General features: G+C 68.9%; 33 protein-coding genes. All 33 read left to right on the forward strand.

Annotated features, from left to right (window positions below; all coding sequences use genetic code 11):
• Positions 1-24: 24 nt before the first annotated feature.
• The 33 genes from E9998_RS19800 to E9998_RS25490 all read left to right on the forward strand — a co-directional run bounded on the left by E9998_RS19800 (position 25) and on the right by E9998_RS25490 (position 20012).
• The gene (locus E9998_RS19800) at positions 25-1212 is read left to right on the forward strand and encodes a hypothetical protein (RefSeq protein ID WP_136531429.1); all 1188 of its coding nucleotides are present in this window, start codon (positions 25-27) and stop codon (positions 1210-1212) included.
• The gene (locus E9998_RS19805) at positions 1209-1721 is read left to right on the forward strand and encodes a hypothetical protein (protein ID WP_136531430.1); all 513 of its coding nucleotides are present in this window, start codon (positions 1209-1211) and stop codon (positions 1719-1721) included. The genes E9998_RS19800 and E9998_RS19805 overlap by 4 nt, the downstream gene beginning before the upstream one ends.
• Complete coding sequence (locus tag E9998_RS19810; RefSeq protein WP_136531431.1) at positions 1718-2224, forward strand: hypothetical protein; 507 nt, start codon at positions 1718-1720, stop codon at positions 2222-2224. The genes E9998_RS19805 and E9998_RS19810 overlap by 4 nt, the downstream gene beginning before the upstream one ends.
• Entirely contained in the window at positions 2224-2637 is a 414-nt protein-coding gene (locus tag E9998_RS19815; RefSeq protein ID WP_136531432.1) for a hypothetical protein, read from the forward strand. Before E9998_RS19810 ends, E9998_RS19815 begins: the two co-directional genes overlap by 1 nt.
• A 1-nt stretch (position 2638) precedes the next feature.
• Complete coding sequence (locus E9998_RS19820; protein WP_136531433.1) at positions 2639-2932, forward strand: hypothetical protein; 294 nt, start codon at positions 2639-2641, stop codon at positions 2930-2932.
• Positions 2929-3417: a hypothetical protein gene (locus tag E9998_RS19825; RefSeq protein ID WP_136531434.1), complete on the forward strand. Its 489-nt coding sequence runs from the start codon at positions 2929-2931 to the stop codon at positions 3415-3417. Before E9998_RS19820 ends, E9998_RS19825 begins: the two co-directional genes overlap by 4 nt.
• A 22-nt stretch (positions 3418-3439) precedes the next feature.
• Positions 3440-3682, forward strand: a complete 243-nt coding sequence (locus E9998_RS19830; RefSeq protein WP_136531435.1) for a hypothetical protein — start codon at positions 3440-3442, stop codon at positions 3680-3682.
• Positions 3679-3918, forward strand: coding sequence for a hypothetical protein (locus E9998_RS19835; protein ID WP_136531436.1), 240 nt, complete (start codon positions 3679-3681; stop codon positions 3916-3918). The genes E9998_RS19830 and E9998_RS19835 overlap by 4 nt, the downstream gene beginning before the upstream one ends.
• Positions 3911-4597 carry a hypothetical protein gene (locus E9998_RS19840; protein WP_136531437.1) on the forward strand — a complete coding sequence of 229 codons (687 nt, stop codon included), beginning with the start codon at positions 3911-3913 and terminating at the stop codon, positions 4595-4597. Before E9998_RS19835 ends, E9998_RS19840 begins: the two co-directional genes overlap by 8 nt.
• Entirely contained in the window at positions 4594-5400 is an 807-nt protein-coding gene (locus E9998_RS19845; RefSeq protein WP_136531438.1) for a DNA-methyltransferase, read from the forward strand. Before E9998_RS19840 ends, E9998_RS19845 begins: the two co-directional genes overlap by 4 nt.
• Positions 5393-5740 carry a hypothetical protein gene (locus tag E9998_RS19850; protein WP_136531439.1) on the forward strand — a complete coding sequence of 116 codons (348 nt, stop codon included), beginning with the start codon at positions 5393-5395 and terminating at the stop codon, positions 5738-5740. Before E9998_RS19845 ends, E9998_RS19850 begins: the two co-directional genes overlap by 8 nt.
• Positions 5730-6032 carry a hypothetical protein gene (locus E9998_RS19855; protein WP_136531440.1) on the forward strand — a complete coding sequence of 101 codons (303 nt, stop codon included), beginning with the start codon at positions 5730-5732 and terminating at the stop codon, positions 6030-6032. The genes E9998_RS19850 and E9998_RS19855 overlap by 11 nt, the downstream gene beginning before the upstream one ends.
• Positions 6033-6048: 16 nt before the next feature.
• Complete coding sequence (locus tag E9998_RS19860; RefSeq protein ID WP_136531441.1) at positions 6049-6543, forward strand: hypothetical protein; 495 nt, start codon at positions 6049-6051, stop codon at positions 6541-6543.
• Positions 6536-6835 (forward strand): nicotinamide mononucleotide transporter, encoded by a 300-nt coding sequence (locus tag E9998_RS19865; protein ID WP_136531442.1) that lies wholly within the window; start codon positions 6536-6538, stop codon positions 6833-6835. The genes E9998_RS19860 and E9998_RS19865 overlap by 8 nt, the downstream gene beginning before the upstream one ends.
• The gene (locus E9998_RS19870) at positions 6832-7026 is read left to right on the forward strand and encodes a hypothetical protein (RefSeq protein WP_136531443.1); all 195 of its coding nucleotides are present in this window, start codon (positions 6832-6834) and stop codon (positions 7024-7026) included. Before E9998_RS19865 ends, E9998_RS19870 begins: the two co-directional genes overlap by 4 nt.
• Complete coding sequence (locus E9998_RS19875) at positions 7023-7370, forward strand: hypothetical protein (protein WP_136531444.1); 348 nt, start codon at positions 7023-7025, stop codon at positions 7368-7370. The genes E9998_RS19870 and E9998_RS19875 overlap by 4 nt, the downstream gene beginning before the upstream one ends.
• 120 nt (positions 7371-7490) lie before the next feature.
• Positions 7491-8441 carry a hypothetical protein gene (locus E9998_RS19880; protein ID WP_136531445.1) on the forward strand — a complete coding sequence of 317 codons (951 nt, stop codon included), beginning with the start codon at positions 7491-7493 and terminating at the stop codon, positions 8439-8441.
• Positions 8442-8477: 36 nt separating this feature from the next.
• Entirely contained in the window at positions 8478-8645 is a 168-nt protein-coding gene (locus tag E9998_RS25485) for a hypothetical protein (protein WP_158299887.1), read from the forward strand.
• Positions 8642-9034 carry a DUF6221 family protein gene (locus E9998_RS19885; protein WP_136531446.1) on the forward strand — a complete coding sequence of 131 codons (393 nt, stop codon included), beginning with the start codon at positions 8642-8644 and terminating at the stop codon, positions 9032-9034. Before E9998_RS25485 ends, E9998_RS19885 begins: the two co-directional genes overlap by 4 nt.
• Positions 9031-9417, forward strand: a complete 387-nt coding sequence (locus E9998_RS19890; RefSeq protein WP_136531447.1) for a hypothetical protein — start codon at positions 9031-9033, stop codon at positions 9415-9417. The genes E9998_RS19885 and E9998_RS19890 overlap by 4 nt, the downstream gene beginning before the upstream one ends.
• A gap of 172 nt (positions 9418-9589) precedes the next feature.
• Positions 9590-10111, forward strand: coding sequence for a helix-turn-helix domain-containing protein (locus E9998_RS19895; protein WP_136531448.1), 522 nt, complete (start codon positions 9590-9592; stop codon positions 10109-10111).
• Positions 10077-11351: a PBSX family phage terminase large subunit gene (locus E9998_RS19900; RefSeq protein ID WP_136531449.1), complete on the forward strand. Its 1275-nt coding sequence runs from the start codon at positions 10077-10079 to the stop codon at positions 11349-11351. The genes E9998_RS19895 and E9998_RS19900 overlap by 35 nt, the downstream gene beginning before the upstream one ends.
• Before the next feature lie 8 nt (positions 11352-11359).
• Entirely contained in the window at positions 11360-12955 is a 1596-nt protein-coding gene (locus E9998_RS19905; RefSeq protein ID WP_158299888.1) for a phage portal protein, read from the forward strand.
• Positions 12955-14154 carry a phage minor capsid protein gene (locus tag E9998_RS19910; protein ID WP_136531451.1) on the forward strand — a complete coding sequence of 400 codons (1200 nt, stop codon included), beginning with the start codon at positions 12955-12957 and terminating at the stop codon, positions 14152-14154. The genes E9998_RS19905 and E9998_RS19910 overlap by 1 nt, the downstream gene beginning before the upstream one ends.
• A gap of 115 nt (positions 14155-14269) precedes the next feature.
• The gene (locus E9998_RS19915) at positions 14270-14833 is read left to right on the forward strand and encodes a hypothetical protein (RefSeq protein WP_136531452.1); all 564 of its coding nucleotides are present in this window, start codon (positions 14270-14272) and stop codon (positions 14831-14833) included.
• A 39-nt stretch (positions 14834-14872) separates the two neighbouring features.
• A complete protein-coding gene (locus tag E9998_RS19920) occupies positions 14873-16102 on the forward strand; it encodes an SU10 major capsid protein (RefSeq protein WP_136531453.1) in 1230 nt (409 codons plus the stop codon).
• A gap of 3 nt (positions 16103-16105) precedes the next feature.
• A complete protein-coding gene (locus tag E9998_RS19925) occupies positions 16106-16309 on the forward strand; it encodes a hypothetical protein (protein ID WP_136531454.1) in 204 nt (67 codons plus the stop codon).
• 3 nt (positions 16310-16312) lie between these two features.
• Positions 16313-16720, forward strand: a complete 408-nt coding sequence (locus E9998_RS19930; protein WP_136531455.1) for a hypothetical protein — start codon at positions 16313-16315, stop codon at positions 16718-16720.
• Complete coding sequence (locus E9998_RS19935) at positions 16717-17034, forward strand: hypothetical protein (protein WP_136531456.1); 318 nt, start codon at positions 16717-16719, stop codon at positions 17032-17034. The genes E9998_RS19930 and E9998_RS19935 overlap by 4 nt, the downstream gene beginning before the upstream one ends.
• A 498-nt stretch (positions 17035-17532) precedes the next feature.
• Positions 17533-18225 (forward strand): HNH endonuclease, encoded by a 693-nt coding sequence (locus tag E9998_RS25955; RefSeq protein ID WP_204745553.1) that lies wholly within the window; start codon positions 17533-17535, stop codon positions 18223-18225.
• 58 nt (positions 18226-18283) lie between these two features.
• Entirely contained in the window at positions 18284-18736 is a 453-nt protein-coding gene (locus E9998_RS19950) for a minor capsid protein (RefSeq protein WP_136531457.1), read from the forward strand.
• Between the two features lie 10 nt (positions 18737-18746).
• The gene (locus E9998_RS19955; protein ID WP_136531458.1) at positions 18747-19484 is read left to right on the forward strand and encodes a phage tail tube protein; all 738 of its coding nucleotides are present in this window, start codon (positions 18747-18749) and stop codon (positions 19482-19484) included.
• Between the two features lie 12 nt (positions 19485-19496).
• Positions 19497-20012 carry a DUF7426 family protein gene (locus E9998_RS25490; RefSeq protein WP_158299889.1) on the forward strand — a complete coding sequence of 172 codons (516 nt, stop codon included), beginning with the start codon at positions 19497-19499 and terminating at the stop codon, positions 20010-20012.
• Positions 20013-20131 lie beyond the last annotated feature (119 nt).

The raw sequence follows: 20131 nt of genomic DNA on the forward strand, positions 1-20131 counted from the left end.
TCTGCTGCGGGACAGGTCTACACCGTGACCGTGACGGCCCCGGCCCGGTGGCTGAACGCCAACGACCGGCATGGGCACTGGGCGCAGCGCTCGGGGCCCACCCGGGAGTGGCGCGAGGCCGCCGCCTGGACCGCCCGGGCCGCGAAGGTCCCTGGGTTGCAGCGGGCGTCGATCACCGCGGTCGTGCGCCGCGCAGACCGTCGCACCGACACCGACGCGCAGAACCGCTACCCGACCATCAAGGCCGCCGTCGACGGACTCGTGGACGCCGGCGTCCTCCCCGACGACAAGGACCAGTTCCTCCTGGCGCTGACCATCCGCCCCGGGGCGCCCGTCTCCCGTCGGGAGCATCCGCGGGGCGTGCTCGAACTGATCATCACCGAGGAGGCGTTAGTGGCACGCATTCGCACGCTGAAGCCCGGCTTCTTCCGGTCCCGGTCGCTCGCCAAGAACGACCCGCTCGCGCGGCTGACCTTCGCGGGCATGTGGACCGAGGCCGATGACCACGGCCGCGGGGTCGCCGACCCGCGTCTCATCAAGGGCGCGATCTGGGCCCTCGACGACAACATCACGCACTTGCACGTTTCTGCACACATCAACATGCTGGCCGCAACCGACCACATCATCCTCTCCCGAGTCGGCGATGAGACCTACTTCCAGGTCGTCAACTGGGAACCGCACCAGTCCGCGGCGTTCCGGCGGGGAACTCCCCAGTACCCGCCAGTTTCCGCAGGTCAGGTCATCGAATCGCTCGATTCAACCGTCTGCATGCAAGAAAGTGCAAGCCGCACGCAGGAAGGTGCTGGAGAAGGGAGAAGGGAGGAGGGAACAGGGAAGAGGGAGAGAGAGGACGCTGACGCGTCCGGCGCTCTCTTCGACGAGCCCGCTCCCCCGAAGAAGAAGGCGTCCCGCAAGAAGCCGGAGGTGCCGCTCCCCGACGACTTCACCGTCACCGGCGACATGCGCGCCTGGGCCGCAGAGAACACGCCGGGCGTCGACATCGAGCGGGCAACCCTGAAGTTCCGCAATCACGCCGCGGCCAACGACCGCCGCCAGCGTGACTGGCCCGCGGCCTGGCGGAACTGGATGTTGAACGAGCGACCCTCCAACGTCGTAGCAATCCGCAGCGGCGGCTTCGACGAGAAGCACGCGATGCTCGCCCGGCAACGGGCCTGGGCTGAGGCCGAGGACGCGAAGGAGGTGTCCCGGTGAAAAAGACGACCATCGTGGACCTCATCGCGTACACGACCCAGCTCAACCCGGCGCAGCGGTTCGACGAGTACACACCGGTCGCCTGGCACGACGTGCTCGGCGACATGGAGGCGACCTTCGAGCAGTGCCGGGAGGCCATCGCCCGTGTCGCGCGGACTGAGCGCTGGATTTACCCGTCCGCGATCCGCGAGGAGCTCCAGACGATCCTCGCCGCGGTCAACCCGCCGCCGCGGGCCGAGATCCTCTCCGCCCCGCCGGCGCCGCGAGAGGCCCGCCTGGAGGCCGCCGCGCGCGGCAAGGCCCGATGCGAGGCGGCGATCGCTGCCGCGAACCCGTACCGCCTCACTCGCGAGGACGCACCTGAGATCCCCGAGAACCTCCGCAAGGCCCGGGAGGTTGCCGTGGGGTACCGCGCCGGCCAGGCCCGCCGCGACCGCTCCCTGAAGCTCGGCGCCGCCGGAAACGAAGTCCTGTCCCAGATCAACCGCAACCGAAAGGCCACGACATGACCACCACCGAACCGCGACTCCAGATCGAACGTCGCGACCAGGAGAACCTGACGCCGACCGCCGGGCCGGTGATGATGACCCCGCCGATCTCTGAGGACTACTGGGCTTACCGCGTCCGCGTCGCCGACGGCCAGGCCATCGTCGCCTTCCCGAAGTTCGGCACGATCGGCATCGGTTTCGCCGTCGAGGAGGACTGGAACACCAACCTGCCCTTCGACTCCTCAGCGGAGACGATCTACGAGCACATTGAGCACAACCGTGGCGACGAGACAATCGCCCGCGAGACGTGCCTCAGGGCCATCCGCATAATCCAGGACGCCATCAAGGCCGACCAGGCGCCGACTCTGTCGGGAGTCGAGGCGGCGGCTGCACGGGTGCTGCGCGACGAGATCGCTGCCGAAGGCGTCATCACCACCGCCGACACCGAGAGCTTTGACCGCACGGTCCGCTCCCTTGTCGCTGCGGTCCGATCAGCGCTCGGCGCAGAGGGTGGGGTGGCGTGATGTCCACCCCGCCGCTCACCCCCGCCGAGCAGGCCGCATCCAAGGCCCTCTACTCCCACCGCCACGGCCTGAACGGGGTCGACGGTTTCCCCTGCATCAACTGCAACGACGAGGCCCGCGCTGTCGTGGCCGCCGTCCAGGAGCCGATCGAGCAGCAGCTCGGCCGGGACCTCCTCGATGACGGCATCGAGGCCGTCCTAACGCGCCTGCTCGGCGAGGCGAACGCCGTGTTCGTGCTCAACCTCGTCCGCGCCGAGGCGATCGAGGACGCCGCCGCCCGGGAGTTCAACGCCGCCACACCGACCGACGGCCGACTCCGGGCCCGGTTGTACTCGCGTGCCGCCGAGGTCCGCGCGACGCCGCTGCCGGGCTCGCCACTCGCCCTGTCCCGTCCCACCTCTGAGGAGCACTGACATGACCACCGAACACACGATCGATCCGACCTACGTCCTCGCTGGCGTCATCCACGGCTCGACCTGCGAGGACTCGCCGCCTGAGTGCATCGAGTACGAAGGCGCCTGCGTCAAGGCCGCCAAGGCGATCGCTAGGTCGCTCGCGGGCTGGACCGTGGGCCCCTCGAATGATGGATCGGTTGACGCCGGTCTCTACCACACCTGCGAGTCCGAGCCGGTGTCCTGGATGGACGGCCAGCCTGTCGGCGCCGTCCTGGGGATCATCGCCGATCACACCTGCGAGGCCACCCGATGACCACCAACCCTGTCCCGTCCGACACCGACCGACTCGCCGAGATCCGCGCGCGTCTCGACGCCGCGACCCCCGGGCCGTGGCAAGACGCTGGAGACGTTTCCGGCATCGAGACCGCGTCCGGCGAACGCATCACCATCGGCGACGACTCCGGCTACGGCTGCGTCTACATCGACGACGGCGACCGGGACCTGCTCGCGAACGCCCCGGCCGATCTGACCTACCTGCTCGACGTTGCTGAGGACTGCGAGGCTCGGCTGGCGGCCAAGCAGCACCTGGTTGACAGCCTCCAGGGACGCCTCGACACCGCCGAGGGGCAGCTGGACGGTTGGCTGCTGGCGCCGCACCACGACACCGGCGGCGAGTACGGCCTCTACCACGACTGCGCCGTCGACGAAGCCGCCATCGGCATCGGTGAGCGCAGTCTGCGTGGCGTCCTCGACGAGGTCCGGGAGCACGAGTGCGTGAAGGGGACCGACGATGTGTAGCTGCCCCGCACACCGTGAGCTCGTGGACTGCACTTGCCAGTGCAACCACACCGATGACCGGATCGCGCAGTGGAAGCGCCGCGCCGATCAGCTCCAGAAGCAGCTCAGCACTGTCGAAGGCATCGTTGCCGACATGTTCGACTCCGGCAAGTGCTGGTTCGACCACAACGGCCACTGCCAGGAGCACGGCTGGTTCGACACTGAACCCGCCTGCCCTCACGGCCGCGCGCGGGCTCTCGGTCTGGGCGAGGGAGACGGACAGTGAGCACCACGCAGACGCTGCCCGAAATCCAGATCGCTGGCGAGCACACAACAGGGTCGGGACTCGACCACCAGTTCTGCTTCGACCACGACCGCGACACCGCCCTGTGCGGCCGCGACCTGGCGAACGCCGCCTACATCATCGGCACCGAGGCCGCGCGGGTCTGCATCGTCTGCGAGGAGCTGCGAAAGGAGTTCCGGGACGCCGGGATCTGCTGCGAGGAGACCCGCCGTGGCTGACCTGATCAAGGCCAAGGTGTGGCTGTTGGGCAAGTGCGACCTCTGCGGCACCCCGATCGACCGCATCGAACGCGAAGGCACCACGGTCTGGCACTTCCACGTTGCCCCCGAGCCTGTTTCTGGGATGCCTCACACACCCACCCCGGGCTGCACGTGCCACCCGACCGACGAGTCCACATGGACCCGCTACGGCAGCGCGGTCGAGCCCGGCTCGATGTGGGAACCGAACCCGGAATGCCCGGAGCACGGCGCTCACACCGAGATCCTGGCCGCCCAGGAGCGCGCTGGAGACACCAGGACGGCCGACGCCGACTCGGGTAGGGGTACGGGCGTCGCAGAAACGCTCACAGGCGCTCAGGAGTACGAGAACGGCCGCCGGATCGCCGTCTCGATGATGGACCGCGCCGAAGCGAAACACCGGCACGCGAACGGGACGCCGCACCTCCGGGAGCACTGCGAGACCTGCGCCGAGGAGTACTGGAGCAACCGGCTCCGGCCCGTCCACAACCGCGAGGCCGCCGCCAGCCTCCGCGCCTACGTCGCCGCACAGCCATCGATCGACCCCGACGACCGGCACGCCTGCGGCTACCGCGACGGCATCATCTGGGCCGCCGAGCGCCTGGAGTCCGTCGCCAAAGACGACGAGTCCGACTCCCTGACCGAGAGGACCGGGACATGAGCACCGAGCCCTACTTCACCGACGGGACCGTCACCCTCTACCTCGGGGACATGCGCGAGATCCTGCCCGCCCTTGACGTCCGCGCGGACTGCATCGTGGCCGACCCGCCGTATGCGGAAACGGCCTTGGTGTGGGACCGGTGGCCCGACGGCTGGCCGGACGTCGCCGCCGCCATCACCGACAGCATGTGGTGTTTCGGGAGCATGCGCATGTTCCTCGACCGCTCCGGAGAGTTCGCAGGCTGGCGCATGTCCCAGGACGTCGTGTGGCGCAAACCGTACGGCACTTCGCTTGCGGCCGACAGGTTCCGCCGCGTCCACGAACACGCCCTCCACTGGTACCGGGGTCCCTGGAAGGGCGTACGCCACGACACGCCTCGTGAGGCCTGGCATGGGGAGAACAACGGCCGCAACTGCAAGCGGTCGGAGAAACAGCGCCATCAGGGCGCGGCCGAAACGGACATGCGGTATCGGGACGATGGCACGCGCCTCATGCTGTCGGTGCTCGACGCCCGATCACCGCGAGACGGCCTTCACCCGACCCAGAAACCACTCAGGGTCCTGGACCCGCTGATCCGCTACGCCTGCCCACCTGGCGGCCTCGTCCTCGACCCGTTCGCAGGATCGGGGTCAACCCTCGACGCCGCCCGATCTACGGACCGCCGCGCGATCGGCATCGAGGCGAACGAGGCCTACATCGAGAGAGCCGCCCGACGCCTGTCGCAGCCGCTCCTGATCGCAGCTCTCGACCCCGCCCGTCCCACCGATACCCGAACCACAACCCAGGAGGACACCGATGAGTAACCCGCTGAGCCCCGCCGAAATGGCCGCCGTCCGAGAGCTGACCGCGTGGGAGGTGTTCGAAGCCTCCGACGGCAACCCTTCGATCCGACTCAAGGAAGGACGCACCACCGAGGAACAGGCCCGTGCGCTGGTCGACGCAATCAGGCCCATCATCGAGGCTGAAGCGCTCCACGAGTTCGCCGACGCGAACCGCTTCCCATCCGACTGGATCATGTTCCGCCGCAACGACGGCAGCGGCGTGACCGTTCCGGACCTGCTGCGCGAAGTCGCGGCCGGGAAGCTCCGCGCCGCCGGTTGGGTCGACGCCCCCACCATCGAGGAGTCCGGCCATGCCGAGTAACCCCGAACCCACCGAACTGACGGCCGCCGAACGCGCCGTTGCCGAAATCCTCTGGCGCGAGCTCGACGGCGAGGACTACGACCCCGAGGACGGCGGCCACGAAGCAGCCCTTCGGGATCACGCCACGCTCGCCCGCGAGCTGGTCGCCGCAGCCACCGGCGCGAAGCCGGTAGTCCCTGAACAGCGCGGCGGCATCGTCATGAACGTCCAGTCCGCCTCGAGCGGCTCCAGCGTCGACAACTACGCGATCGGCTTCTCTGCCGGTCTCCAGCGTGGCCGCCGTGGCTACTGATCCGAAAGGCATGCCGATGACCGCCCCCGAACCCACCCAGCCGCTCACCGACGACCAGCTAGCCCAGATTCGCGGGCACCAGCACGACCTCACCAGACGTGGGCGACTCGCCCTCACCGCCTACGAAATGGGCCAACTCCTGGCCGAGGTGGACCGGCTCCGGGCCGACCTGGGCGAGTCCGAGGCCCGCCGCAAGGACCTGTTCCGCCGCCTCGGGGAGCACATGGACGACCTCGGCGACGCGAACACGGAGCTGTCCCGGCTCCGGGCCGAGAACACCGCCCAAGCCGCCGCCCTCACCGAGGTCAAGCGCCTTCACCAGCCGTATCCCGATGGGGGCGGCATCGGCTTCCGCGACAAGCCCTACCCGGACGGCGACGGTGCGTACGGATCGATTGACCCGTGCTGCCAGGTGTGCGGCACCCCGGGAGAGTACGCCGCCCCGTATCCGTGCGGGACTGCTCGCGCGCTTGGCCTCGACCAGTCCGGGGAGGGGCAGGCCAATGGGTGAGGTCCTACGCCAAGCGATTCCGCTGCTGCTGTCCGCGAACACCCTCACGCTCACCTGGCTCGTGGGGAACCGCAAGACCTCCGGTTGGGTGCTCGGCTGCATCGGCCAGGCCCTCTGGTTCGTCTTCATCTTTACCTGGCAGGTGTGGGGGCTGCTGCCCCTCGCGATCGGCCTCACCATCGTCTACGCCCGCAACCTCATCCGCTGGAGGCGGGAGCGCCGCGAGGAGACCGTGGGCTACGTGGCCGAGCTGGTGCCGTGCGAGACCTGTCGGGACGGTGGCACCTCATGACCTGGCCTCCCAGAGAGCAGGGCGCCTGCGAACCGGGCTGCACCTGCACCGACACCCCGGCCCCCAGCGCGCCCGTCTATCCCAACGAGCCGCTCCGCGAGTGCGGGGTCACCGGGTGCATCCACTGCGACATCGTCTACCCGGTCCCCGGCGGCGGCGACCGGCTCCCGACACGAAAGGCAACGACATGAACGACACCATTGCGATCATCATCGCCCTGACCGTCCTCGCGGTCAGCATCTCCGCCTACCTCCGCTCCCGCTACTGGGCCCGGCGCTCAGACCGGGCGGCCCTGTCCGCAGAGCTTGCCGCTCGGCGCGCCGAATCCGCCGCTGCGAAGAGCATCGATGCCCTTCGGCGACAGGCCGCCGCACTGCGCTGCTACGCCCAGATCTCCGGGCGCGACCTCAACCACCAGTGGGAGGTCCTCAACATCGCCGAAGATCTCGACCGGGCCGCCAACAACCTCGACCCGCAGGGCCCCAACATGCACGCCGCCTCCGGCGGCGCGTTCGCCAAGGACACCGACCGCTGACCATCCCGGCGGCGCGGGTACGGCACCCGCGCCGCCACCAGCCCCTACATGAAACCAAGTAGTCCTTCAGTAACTCTTCGCACACATAAAACCCGTAATTCGCCGCACCAAGGGGGAGCCATGACGACCGAGAACACCACCACCTGCACCCGCTGCGGGCGCCCCGTCGCCGACCAAGCGCTCTGCTGCGGAGCCTGCGTCGACCAGACCGCGGCCAACCTCTCCTTCATCGAGGCGATCGCCGACGACTTGGAGACCACCCTCACAAGGCAGGACCGCGTGAGTGCGGGCTCCGGCGGCCGGGCCTCCTCCGAGGCCCCGCTCCCCCTCAACCTCCACGCGAGCGATGTCGGTGCGAGACTTCGCAACACGCTCACCACGTGGGTGCGGCTCGTCGCCGAGGAGCGGGGCGTGAGCATCGAGGACGCCTTCCCCGACGCCTTCCCCACCCTCTTCGGCCCCACCTGCTCGACCGGCATGGGGCACTGGTGCACCCACTCCTCCTGCCGGACCATCCATCTCACCGCGCCTCGGGAGGTCACCGTCCAGGAGATGGCCGCGTGGCTCCGCACCCGCCTCGGATGGATCGCCCACCGCGAATGGGGACCCGACGCGTTCGACGACCTCTCCCGGGTAGCGGTCGACCTCGGGCGGGCCGTCGACTCCCCGCCCCCCATGATCTCGCTCGGCACCTGCGAGGCCGAGGACTGCACCGGGGAGCTCAGGGCGCACCAGGAGGCGAGCTTCGTCAAGTGCCCAGCCTGCCGGACGAGCTACGACGTCGCGAAGCGCAAGGACCGCCTCCTCGGCCGCGCCGACCACCTCCCCCGCACCGCCGCCTCCATCGCCCGCATCCTCACCGCACTGGGAGACCGGGACCCCGACGGCAGGCCCATCGTCCGCGAACTCAAATGGGTCGCCAACAGGGTCCAATGGAAGCAGCTCCGCCCCGTCGGCAAGGACGACTCCGGCCGCCCCACCTACCGCCTCGGCGACGCCCGCCGCCTCCACGACGAGGCCATCGCCAAGGACCTCGACAAGGCCGCGAAACGACTCACACAAGCCGCCTGAACAGCGAAAACACAAGACAGAGAGTAGGATTGAAGCATGAGCGAGCACCGCAAGAACATCCGTGACGACGGCAGGATCACATGGCTCTCCTGCTCCTGCTGCGAGTTCTTCGTGAACTCCAAGAGGCCCGCCGCCCAACAGCGCGCGAGCGTCGTGAACACCACTTGGGAACGTCACCTCTCGTCAGTCGGAGCGCGCCCGTGACCTCCCCCATCATCGACTTCATCGCCGCGCGCCTCGACGAGGACCGACACCGCGCCGAAGCCGCCGCGCCGGACTGGGACTCAGAAGACGAGCGCCTCGAATGGGAAGACCTCCCCGAAACCCACTTCGCTCACGCCCGAAGCCACGACCCCGCCCGTGTCCTCCGCGAGGTCGAGGCCAAGCGGGCCATCATCGCCGAGCACTCCACGCCGCATACCGTCGTGGACGGCTTCTGCACCGAATGTGGCGGCTTCCTGCCGGACGGCATCCACAAGCGGGACCGGTCCTACTGCGAGGTGCACGGCTGGCGGGAGTGCGAGACCCTCACCCAGCTCGCCGCCATCTGGGCTGACCACCCCGACTACAACCCCGAATGGGGCACGACATGAGCGAGCGCTTCACGGACGAGCAGCGCTTCGAGCTCTGGCGCGCCTTCGCGGGCGGGGACACGCCCCAGTACTTCTCGGGATTCCAGGACCAGCACTGGACCGCTGGCGTGGACCGCCTCGCCGACGTCCTCGCCCCGATGCTCGACGGCGAATACGAGAAGATCCGCAACGAGAACAAGCGCCTCCGCACTGAGCTCGAAGAGGCACGCGGCCGCCTCAAGTGGGCGGATGTCGCCGCCGTGGAGAGCAAGCGCACCTTCGACCAGTACGACGAGGACCGCGCGGCGTGGATCGTCCACCGGGACAGGATGACCGACGAAATCCTCGACCTCCGCGATCAGGTCAAGGCACTCAAGGCCAAGGACGTGACCCACGAAACTTAGTCCCGAGGCATCTTGACACCGACAAGAGATTACGAGTACTTTCGAGAAGTAGGGTCGCGAGCTTCATGCTCACGGCCCTATGGTCGTATCGGGGCGGTACAAGCGGGCGGGACCTCACGGGCCCGCCCGCCGCCCCCACCTCCCACACTGAAACGCTCGCGGGAGGTGCACCATGCCCTCCCGCATCCCCCCTGAGGAACGCGAAGCCATCGCCGAAGCCATCCGCTCAGGACGGCCCCGCAACGAGATCGCCCGCGAGTACAAGCGCTCCGCCGGCACCATCTCCAACATCGCCGCCGAGTTCGGTTTGACCGACGCCTTTGACCGGTCAGCCACCGAAAACGCGACTAAGGCGAAGCAGGCCGACAACCGGTCGATGCGCGCCGAGCTCTCCCGCCGCCTCCTCGTCAAGGCCGGCGAACTCCTCGACCAGGTCGACGATCCACACATCGTGTTCAACTTCGGCGGCAAGGACAACACGTTCGAGCAGCGGACACTCCCGAGGCCGCCGACCGGCGACATCAGGAACCTGATCGTGTCGGCCGCGACCGCGATCGACAAGCACATCGTGATCGACCGCCACGACTCCGGCGCCGGCCTGGACGAGACCGTGGGCCTGCTCGACCGGATCATGACCGGCCTCAAGGAGAAGCACGGCGATGGCGGAGACGCTCACCCCCGCGCCGCCGACTGAGCGACTCCAAGCGCTCTCCGACCTCCAAGAGCGCTCCATCGCCCACGCCGAAGCCCGCATCAACCTCTGGACCGGGTCGATCCGGTCGGGGAAGACGATCTCGTCGCTGCTGCGCTGGCTCATGTACGTCGCCACCGCCCCCCGCGGTGGGGCGCTCCTGGTCACCGGGAAGACGTTCGACACCGTCTCCCGCAACGTGTTCGGGCCCCTCCAGGACCCGCTCATCACCGGCTCTCACGCGCAGCACGTCACATACACGCGCGGCGCCGGCACTGCAACGATCCTGGGCCGCAAGGTCGAGGTCATCACCGCGAACGACGCCAAGGCCGAGGGCAGGCTCCGCGGCCTCACATGCGCGGGCGCGTACGCCGACGAGGTCTCCCTCCTCCCCGAGGGCTACTGGGACCAGCTCCTGGGGCGCATGTCCGTCCCCGGCGCGAAGGTGTTCGGCACCTCGAACCCCGACAACCCCGCCCACTGGCTCCGCCAGCGGTTCATCCTCCGGCAAGGGGAACTGAACCTCAGACACTGGCACTTCACCCTCGACGACAACCCGTCCCTGCCGGCCGAGTACGTCGCCGACATCAAAGCCGAGTTCACCGGCCTCTGGTACCGCCGCTTCATCTTGGGCGAGTGGGTCGCCGCCGAGGGCGCCGTCTACGACATGTGGGACGAGGAACGCCACATCGTCGACGAGCTCCCGCAAATGACCCGCGTCGTCGCCCTCGGCGTCGACTACGGCACCACGAACCCCACCGATGCGGTCCTCATCGGCCTCGGCATCGACCGCCGCCTGTACGCGATAGCCGAATGGCGCTGGGACTCCAAGGAGAAGCGCCGGTCCCTCGCGGACGTGGAGCTGTCCGAGCGCCTCAGGGGCTGGCTCGACACGCTCATGGTCCCCGGCATCCCCGCCCGGCCCGAGTACTTCGTCCTCGACCCCGCGGCCGCCTCGTTCAAGGAGCAGCTGTACAACGACGGCATCTCCGTCACCCAAGGCGAGAACGCCGTGGTCGACGGCATCCGCACCGTCGCCTCACTCCTGTCGACGGGACGGCTCAAGATCCACTCGAGCTGCAAGCACCTCATCACCGAGTTCCCCGGCTACTCGTGGGACGACGACAAAGCCCTCAAGGGCGAAGACGCCCCCGTCAAGGTCGCCGACCACGCGCTCGACGCACTCCGCTACGGCATCTTCACCACGCGCGCGCTCTGGCGCCCCTACGTCCTCGCCGCATAGGAGGTCCAGTGCCCCTCGACTACGCCCCCGGAACCGTCTGGCCACCCGAGGAATACGACCTCGTCAACGCCCAGATCGGCATCTGGGCCGCCTGGCACTCCGGCGACATCGACCAGCTCACCACCGTCTACTCCGACGTCACCGACACCACCCCCGCCGAGCACGAGAAGTGGCGGCCCATCCGCAAGATCTACTCGCTGCTGCGCCGCTGGTTCTGGAGGCAAGCCTCCAACACCCGCAGGCCCCGCCAGAGGGTGCACGTCCCCCTCGCCGGCGACATCGCCCAAGCCTCCGCGGGCCTCCTGTTCGCCGAACCCCCCACCGTCGAATGCGAACACAAGGCGACCGCCGAGAAGCTCGAGGAGATCCTCCCCGACATCTGGCGGGCCCTCTCCGAAGGCGCCGAGATCTGCGCCGCCCTCGGCGGCGTGTACCCGCGGATCCTGTGGGACGAGGACGGGCCCCGCATCACCGTCACCCACCCCGACGCGGCGGTCCCCGAGTTCCGCCAAGGCCGACTGCGCGCAGTCACCCTGTGGCGGGTCATCCGGCACGAAGGCCAGACCGTCGTGCGCCACCTCGAACGCCACGAACGCGACGAGCAGGGCCACGGGGTGATCGAGCACAGCGTGTACGTCGGCACCGTCACCCAGCTCGGCCATGTCGTGCCGCTGACCGACTACCCTGAGACCGCGCACATCCAGATCGAACGCGACGGCAACCAGATCACCACCGGCACGGACCGGCTCACCGCCGGATACGTCCCCAACCTGCTGCCGAACCGGATCTGGCGCCACCTGCCGCAGGCCTCGAGCCTCGGCGTCTCCGACTACTCCGGCCTCGAGACCATGCTCGACATGCTCGACCTCACCTATTCGTCGTGGGCGAGAAGCGTCGACCAGGCACAGGGCAAGCTGATCGTCCCCCGCCAGTACCTGAACGACCAGGGCCCCGGCGAAGGCGCCGTGTTCGACATGGACCAGGAGACGTTCCAGCCCGTCGATTCCCTCGACGGGACTGTGAACCTCGCGCAGGTCCAGTTCAAGATCCCCGTCGACGAGCTCGACCGGACCGTGGACCGCATCAAGGGCGACATCGTGAACTCTGCCGGCTACTCGCCGCGGACGTTCGGCCTCGACCAGGGCGTCACGCAGGCCACCGCCACCGAAGTGAACGCGCTCGACTCGAAGGACGAGATCACCAAGGCCCGCAAGATCGGGTACTGGCGGCCCGTCCTCGAGGAGCTCCTGCGCGCGCTCCTAGACGTCGGGAAGGCCAAGTTCCAGTGGGACGTCGACCCCGAGGCGCCGCTCACGATCGAGTGGGGCGGCGGCGCCGACATCGACGACGAGACCAAGTCGCGGATCCTCGCGAACTGGGAGGCCGCGCGCGCGGCGTCGACCGAGGAGAAGGTCAAGTTCCGGCATCCCGAGTGGGAGCAGACGGCCGTCGACGAAGAGGTCAAGCGCATCCACAAGGAGCAGGCGATCGGTCAAGCCGAGGACCCCGGGAGCTTCCGCGGCGGCTTCGGCGACGAGGACAACCGCGACTCCCCCGCAGTTGTGGGCGAGAGGCCCGCAACTGAGGAGCCTGAGGGGGCGTAATGCCCATCGACCGCTCCATCGCCGAGGGCCTCGCCGAGAACGTCGCCGAGCTCTACCGCGGCGCCGAGACGCGCTTGGCGCAGAACCTCGCGCGCCGCATCCGGGCCGACATCACCTCCGGCCACCAGGACCGCCTCACCGCCATGTCGGCGCTCCGCCGCCAGGCCGAGGACGTCCTGGCCGCGCTCTCCGGCCGCTCCGCGCGACTGGCCGAGCGGGCGCTCATGGAGGCGTACGCGCGCGGCGCCGCCGCCGCAGTGGACGAGATGGCCCGCCTGTCGGGTGACCGGTGGGTGGACTGGCTCGCGCGGCGGTCCCGGATCGTCCGGGCGATCGCCTGGCTGACCGGCTACTCGAAGCGGCGGGACGCGCGCCTGGCCGAGGCGGTCGCCGCGGTCCGGGCCGACCTGCCGGGCATCGACTCGGTGATGGTCATCGCCCAAGAGCTCACCCAGCGCATGTCCTCCACGCATCTGCACGTGCTCCGCTGGCACCAGGACGCCTACCGGGACGTCATGGCCGGGCCGGTCGTGGACGTCCTCCTGGGCACGAAGACCCGCCTCCGCGCGGCGCAGGTCGCCTGGGAGCACCTGCTCTCCAAGGGCGTCAGCGGCTTCACCGACAAGCGCGGGCACCGCCGCGAACTCGCCTCATACGTGGAGATGGCGACCCGCACCGCGGTCGCCCACTCGTCCATCGAGGGGCACCTGGGCCGTCTCACGCAGGCCGGCGCCGAGCTCGTGATCGTCTCCAACGCCCCCGAAGAGTGCCGTTTGTGCAGGCCATACGAGTCGCGTGTGCTCGCGATCAACGGCCCGGCCGGGCCGCGGGTCATAGAGCACGCGATCGAGGACGGCGTCATGGTCCCCATCGACGTGAAAGCCACCGTGGCCGAAGCCGTCGCCGCAGGGCTGATACACCCGAACTGCCGGCACCGACTCGCCATGTACCTGCCGGGCGTCACGAAATCCGAGACGCACACGCAGGACCCCAAGGGCGACAAGGACCGCCAGCGCCTCAGGGAGCTCGAACGCGAACTCCGCGCCCTGAAGCTCAAGCGCGAAGCCCTCGTCGACCCTACGGCGGCCGCGGCGCTCGACCGGAAGATCCGCACGAAGCAGGCGCAGATCCGCGAGCACGTGCGCGTCTCCGGCGCCCAGCGCCAACCGCAGCGCGAGCAAGTGGGGTCCGCGCGCTAGCAGCAACTTTGCGCATCCACGCAAAGTTCCACGACTTCCCCCGCACGGGGGCAGACCAGATCCATCCCGCCCGAGTCGCACGACGACGGCACGATCCCGCACGGGAGCGCACCACATGTCCGACAACGTCACCGAGAACCCGACGCCCGCCGAACCCGCCGCGCCCGAGCCGCAGCCGGAACCCGAAGCCCCCAAGGCCGAGGAGACCGACTGGAAGGCCATGGCCCGCAAGTGGGAGAAGCTCGCCAAGGAGAACTCGAACGCCGCCAAGGAGCGCGACGAACTCCGCCAGAAGTCCATGACCGAGCAGGAGAAGGCCGTCGCCAAGGCCAAGGCCGAAGGCGCGAGCGAAGCGACGAAGGCCGCGAACGCGAGACTGGCCGCCGCCGAACTCAAGGCCGAGGCCGCCGTCAAGGGCGTGAACCTCGCCGAACTCGGCGACCTCATCGACGTCTCCAAACTCCTCGACGAGAACGGCGACGTCGACGACAAGGCCGTCAAGGCCGCCGTGGGCAAGCTCGCGAAGCTCGCCCCCAAGCCCGGCCCTTCCGGCGGGGACTTCGGCGGCGCCCCCCAGCAGCAGCCCGCCAGCCTCGACGCCCAGATCCGCGCCGCGGAATCCAAGGGCGACTGGGACCTGGCGCGCCAGCTCAAGACCCAGAAAATGCTCAACCACTAGGCGGACTCCGGTCTGCCCATCCATTGAGGAGGACCCGGCATGGCCGGAATCACCGGGCAGGGCGACACCTTCGACCTGCCGAACTACGTCGGCGAACTGTTCGCCGTCACCCCCGAGGACACGCCGTTCCTGTCCGCCATCGGCGGGCTCACCGGCGGCGAGGCCGCAGACGCGACCCTGTTCCAGTGGCAGGGCTACGACCTGCGCGACGCCGACGCCACCCGGCAGCGACTCGAGGGCGCCGACGCGCCCACCGCCGAGGCCCGCGTCCGGTTCAACGTGAACAACGTCGTCGAGGTCCACCAGGAAGCCCTGGAGATCTCGTACACGAAGATGGCCGCCACCGGCCAGTTCAACTCGACCGGCTCTTCGCACGCCGGCGCGGTCGGCCTCCAGGGCACCAACCCGGTCATGCGCGAGCTCGACTGGCAGATCGCCCAGCACCTGAAGCAGATCGCCCGCGACGTCGAGAAGAGCTTCATCACCGGGACGTTCAACAACCCGTCGACCAACGCGACCGCCCGCCGCACCCGCGGCATCCTCGAGGCCATCACCTCGAACGTCTCCACCCAGGGCGGCACCGCGGTCGGCACCGCGACCATCGAATCAGACACCGAGGTGTGGACGATCACCGCCCACGGCCTCGCCGTCGGCGACCAGATCACCATCACCACCGCCACCGGCGGCGCCGTCGGGGTCCTGTCCGAGAACCAGCTGTACTACGTGCGCACCGCCCCGGACGCGAACACGTTCACCGTCGCCACCCGCCCCGGCGGGTCCGCGGTCGCGTTCGCCACCGACGGCGGCGCCGTGGTCTACGAGGCCACCGCCCTCACCGAGGCGCTCGTCTTCGACCTGCTCCAGCAGGTGTGGGAGAACGGCGGCATCCAGGAATCGGAGACGGCCACGCTCATGTGCGGGGCGTCCCTGAAGCGGGCCCTGACGAAGATCTTCATCAAGGACCGCGGCTTCCAGGAGACCTCCCGGACCGTCGGCGGCGTGCACGTCATGACCATCGAGACCGACTTCGGCCGGCTCAACCTGATGCTGAACCGGCACATGCCGACCAGCACTCTGGCGGTCGTCTCCCTCGAGGAATGCTCCCCGGTGATGCTCCCCATCCCCGGCAAGGGCTTCCTGTTCGTCGAGGAGCTCGCCAAGTCCGGCGCGTCGGAGAAGCGCCAGATGTACGGCGAGATCGGCCTGAAGTACGGCAACGAGAAGGCGCACGGCAAGCTGCTGCGCGTCGGCGCTCCCGCCGGGGCCTAGGCCATGCGGTTCACGTGCACGCGCTTCCCCGACGGGGAGGTCCCGATCCGCACGCGCGCGGGCGTCGTCATGTTCCGTGGCGGCGTCGCCGACGTCGACGACCCCGACCTGGCGAAGGCCCTCCTCGAGGTGCCCGCGTCGTTCGGTGTCGCCGAGGACAAGCCCGTCAAGAAGGCCGCGAAGAAGGCCGCTCGAGGCAAGGAGTAGACGATGGCGAAGCCGGTGTACGCGACTGTCGAGGAGTACGGCAACTCCCCGTATGGGGCCGCCGCGGCCCCCGATGATCTCGGCGACCGGCTCGCCATCGCCTCCCGCGACATCGACTGGCTGGCCATGACCGCGGTCTACGACAAGAACGAGGCCGGCATCCCCGTCGAGGAGGATCTCGCCGAGGCCCTGCGGGACGCGACGATCGCGCAGGCCTCCTACGGGATCGATCCGGGCGCGGGTCTCGGTGAGGGCCAGCTGCCGCCGGGGGTCTCCTCGGCGTCGATCGGGTCCGCATCGATCACGAAGTCGAAGGCGACGCCGGAGACCGTGATCGCCGGGATCACCTACGCCCCCAGGGTGCTGATGATCCTGCGCGACCTCATGTCCACCGAGGCGTACGCGCGATGAGCCTCCTGTCGCTGTGGAAGCAGCACACGGTCACGATCGAGCCGCACTTGGGCACGAACGGCTACGGCCAGGACATGTTCGGCCCGGCCGTCGAGGTCCAGGGCTGGCTCGAGCAGAAGGTCAAGAACATCCGGGACGAGAACGGCTCGGAGACGGTCTCGACCGCGCAGTTCTACTGCGAGCTCGGCACCTCCGCGCCCCCGCGGTCACGGGGAACATTCCCGGACGGGCGCACCTCCCTGGTGATCCTGTCGGCGCCGATGGACGCCGGGACGCTTCCGCTTCCCGAGCACCTCGTCATCCACTTCGAGTAGAGGGGGCAGGCATGGGTCAGGTCCGGTTCGAGTGGAACGGCGACGAGGTCAAGCGTAGGCAGCGCGAGGGCCGCAACAAGGGCCTGCACCTCGCCGCGGAGCACCTCCTCGGCGCGTCCCTGCCGCTGGTGCCGCTGCGAGACGGGCCCCTGGAGCAGTCCGGGACCGCGTCCGTGGACGAGAGGAAGGGGAAAGCTGCGGTGTCTTACGACACCGTGTATTTAGGCTGTTCCCCAGCATGAGCGACTTGACTTTCATCATCCCCGAAAGGGCACCGCGAAGTACCTGGAGACGCCGATGAATACCGAGTCGGAGACGATCCGGGCATTGATCGCGGCCCAGATCCGCCGTCACCTGCGAACCTAGTAGAATATTCACAAAGGACCCGGCGAGCGCGCCAACGCCCCCGGGTCGTGGACGACCTGATGAAAGCAGGCCGACATGGCACAGCGTACATGCTCAATCGACGGGTGCGACGCCCCGCACCAGGCTCGCGGAATGTGCAAGCCGCATTACCGCAAGGACTACTACCTGCGGAACAAGGAACGCGAGAACGCCCGCTTCAAGGCGTACCGCGAAGCCAACCTCGACCGCGAGAAGGCCCGGTTCGCCGCGTACGCCGAGAAGCGCTGGGGAGCCGAGCGTGCCGCCCTGGCGCAGGCGAAGGCCGACCGGATCGTCGCCACAGAGAAGGCCTGCACGAAATGCGGCGAGCGGAAGCCCAAGGACCAGTTCCACAAGGACCCCCGCCGCCTCGACGGCCGATACTCGTGGTGCAAACCCTGTTTTCACGAGCAGGTTGCGAGCATACGGACCCCTGAGAGCGAAGCGCTACGCCGCCAAGCTGCATACGCCGACCCTGAACGTCGCGAGCGCCTCCTGGAGGGCCATCGGAAGTGGTCCAAGGCGAACCCCGAGAAGAACCGTGAATACGCCAGGGCCTACCAGGCGCGCAAGCGTGAAGCCACCGTCGAAGAAGTCGATTACGGCCTGATCATCGAGCGCGACGGAATGCACTGCTACCTGTGCCGTAGCGATATCGCCGACCTCGACGTCCTTCACTTCGACCACGTTGTGCCGTTGTCTCGCGGCGGCGCGCACAGTATGGGCAACATCAAGCCAACTCACGGCACTTGCAACCAGCGGAAACACAACAAGCTGCTGTCCGAGCTGGACTGGTACCAGCCCTAGACCACCCCCGATCAGCCCCGGCCCAACCGCCGGGGCTTTCGCGTACCCGGAGGTGCACATGTCTTGGACCTCGGACCTCCTCGTGGGGATCGCCGAGCACCTCGCCGCCGAGGGAGTCGGATCGTGGAACCCCTCGGGGATCTACGCGTCGGGCCAGATCGGCGTCTTCATCGCGGTCATGCCCCCCGGCCCGGCCGACGGCAGCGGCGACCGGGTCATCGTCCTCACCGACTACGACCCCAACGGCGGCACTTCGGGAGGGGACACGACCCCGCGCCTCCAGGTCCGCTGCCGCGGGGCCCGCAACGACCCGCTCTCCGTGACCGTCATCAAGGACGCCGTCCGCAAGGCCCTGGAGGGTCTTGACGCTGTCCAGTTCGGCGAGGTCACGGTCTCCGGCATCAACCACGTCTCCGGCACCCCCATGGGCATCGACGCGAACCAGCGGCACGAACGGTCCGACAACTACGAGATCCAGGCGCGGCGCACGTCCGCGCTCCTCACCGAATAGGAGCACAGCTATGGCTGAAGCGACTGCGCTGCAACGGAAGTGGCGCTGGCAGATCAACACCGGGTCCGTGTCGGTGCCGAACTGGGAGACCGTCCTCGGTCTCCAGGAGTTCACGCCGAACATCGAACCGACCGACCAGGAGGACAACGACTACGAGTCCGACGGGTGGGGCGGTTCGACCCGCACCATGCTCGTGTGGGGCCTGGAGGCGAACCTCTCGCACCGCAAGGACACGGTCACGCACGTCGAGAACACGGTGCACGCGTTCCTGCGCCTGGCCTCCATGGCGATCGAGGCGGCCGACGGCGTCGTCCACATGCGCTGGTTCGACAAGCTCGGCTCCGTCGAGGCGTACGAGGGCTATGGGCTGATCACGTGGGCGCCCGACGGAGGCGGCATGGCCGACCTCGAACGAGTCTCCGTGACCGTCACCCCCTCCGCGACCAACCCGGTTCTGACGACGATCGCGAACCCGGTCAACGCGGCCCCGCTCCCGGTCGTCACCTCCCTGTCACCGGCCACCGGCCCTGCCGCTGGCGGCACCCTCGTCACCATCACCGGCGCGTACTTCACTGGCGCGACCACCGTGGAGTTCGGCGCGGACGACGCCACGGACTTCGAGGTCGTCTCGGCCACGAAGATCGCCGCGATCGCGCCCGCGCACGCCGCCGGGGCCGTCCAGGTGAAGGTCACCACCCCCAACGGCGCGTCCGCGGACACGGCCGGCGACGACTACACCTACGCCTAGGAGCGCCCCCTGATGCTGGCCCCTGAGAAAGCCGTGTGGGAGAACGAGGACGGCGACCTGGTCGTCGTCCTCGACCTCCCCTCCGGTGCTACCGAATTCGTGATCGAGGACGTCTCCGCGGCGACGGGCCTGTGGGTCCACGCGCTCACCGAGAAGACCCGGAAAGCGCACGCGCGCATGGAGGCCGGCGAGGACGCGGAGTCCATCGACGCCGACCTGCACCTGACCGACGAGCAGGAGTCGGACATGTACACGCGCACGCTCGGCTCCACCCTCGACGACCTGGAGGCCGCGGGCGCGCGGTGGCGGCACGTCCGCCTCATGGGGCAGATCGCGTACGCGTGGATCACCCGCGGGCTCAAGGGCGCCCGGTCCACGTGGGAGTCCGGTGGTGTCGAGGGGGAACCGAACCGCCAGACGCGGAGAGCGCAGAGCCGCGCGTCTGGCTCGAAGACCAAGGCCGCTGGGGCGTCGGCGAGTACGACGAAGCCTCGGGCCTCTACGAGTCGTACGAAGCCCCGGGCCTGAGCGCCTGGTCCCTGTGGCGCGACCACCGGGACCTCGTCGAGGCCGACCTGCACGAAATCTATGGGGTTGACACCGGCTCCGGCGTCCTCGACCAACGGTCGTGGGCGTGGCTCCAGCGC

It is taken from the genome of Glycomyces paridis, from assembly GCF_004912155.1.
In the GTDB taxonomy this organism is placed as follows: domain Bacteria; phylum Actinomycetota; class Actinomycetes; order Mycobacteriales; family Micromonosporaceae; genus Glycomyces; species Glycomyces paridis.